1 protein-coding gene is annotated in these 1,463 nt (G+C 69.3%); it reads right to left on the bottom strand.

Features of this window, described 5'->3' with window-relative positions; all coding sequences use genetic code 11:
- Positions 1-23 precede the first annotated feature (23 nt).
- Entirely contained in the window at positions 24-1,223 is a 1,200-nt protein-coding gene (locus ACH495_RS31825; RefSeq protein ID WP_396861414.1) for an IS110 family transposase, read from the bottom strand.
- Positions 1,224-1,463: the final 240 nt, after the last annotated feature.

The following is a 1,463-nucleotide window of genomic DNA, read 5'->3' as shown; positions in this document are numbered from 1 at the left end:
GGGGGGTGTCCCTATGGGTTTCGTCAAGCGGGGACGGGGCTGGTTGGGCGTGGTTGGTAGGGGATCTTGTCGCGGAGCATGGCGAACAGGACGTCGCAGCGGCGTCGGGCGAGGCAGATGAGGGCGGCGTTGTGGCGTTTGCCTTCGGCGCGTTTGCGGTCGTAGTAGGCGCGGCTGGTGGGGTCGGTGAGGGCGGCGAACGCGGCGAGGAAGAACGCTCGTTTGAGGTTTTTGTTGCCGCCTCTCGGTGGGTGTTCGCCGCGGATGCTGCTGCCGGATCGTCGGGTGACGGGGGCGAGGCCGGCGTAGGCGGCGAGGTGTCCGGGGGTGGGGAAGGCGGTGCCGTCGCCGACTTCGAGCAGGATCCTCGCGGCGGTCCTGACGCCGATGCCGGGCATCGAGGTCAGGACCGGGGCAAGAGGGTGCGCATCAAGCATCCTCTCGACCTCGCCGGCGGCCTGCTCTCGTTGCCGCAGGATGTCGCGGAGGCTGTCGGCGAGGCGAGGCAGGATCGTCTCCGCGGCCTGGGTGCCCGGGACGGTCACGGTCTGCTCATCGAGAGCGTTCATGATCTGCTCGACCAGGCGTTCGCCCATGCGGGGTGCGTGAGGTCCGGCGATGGACAGCAGTTTGCGGCGGCCGGCCTTGCGCAGCCCGACCGGTCCGCCGCAGCGCGACAGCAGCTCCAGGACCGCCTTGTGGTGAATCTTGGGGCCGAGGACCCGTTCCAGGGCCGGATGGATCTGCGTGAGCAGGCCACGGATCCGGTTGGACACGCGGGTGGCTTCGCCAGCGAGATCGTCGTCGAAGCCGACCAGCACCTCCAGCTCCGCGAGGGCTTCGTCGCCGACGTCGACGCGCCGCAGCGTGTGCGGCAGGGTGCGGGCCGCGTCAGCGATGACGTAAGCGTCCCGAGCGTCGGTCTTCGCCGTGCCCGGGTGCAGGTCAGCGATGCGGCGCATGGCCAGGCCGGGCAGGTAGGCCACCTGATGACCACACGCCCGCGCCACCGCGACCGGCAGGGCGCCGATCGAGGCGGGTTGGTCAACCACCACCAGAATCCGGCCGTGACGAAAGAGTTTGTCGAACAACTGCCGCAGCCGGGCCTCGGTGTTCGGCAACGCCGCGTCATGCAGCCGCTTGCCGTCCGGCGTCAACCCGACCGCATGGTGATCACCCTTGCCGACGTCCAAGCCGAGGTAGACGCCGTATCCGTCGTTCACCGCACCCGCCTCCACGCATCACTCCCGTGGCCTCGGCCGCTGGTCTGAGCGTCGGACTGCCGGCAGCCACGTTACGAAGAGACCTACCCCAACACGGGTGGCCCTGTCCCTATCAGCGGTCCACCGACGCCACCCGACCCGGCGACAACACCCCCCGGATCATCCGAACGACAGGGGCAGGAAGTCATACCGGGCCGGGCGACCGAGGGTCCCCGGCTGGGGACGATCAAAAAGGTAACG

The sequence above is a fragment of the Micromonospora sp. NPDC018662 genome (assembly GCF_044391475.1).
Taxonomy (GTDB): Bacteria; Actinomycetota; Actinomycetes; order Mycobacteriales; family Micromonosporaceae; genus Micromonospora.
This window is presented reverse-complemented; position numbering and strand designations above follow the sequence as displayed.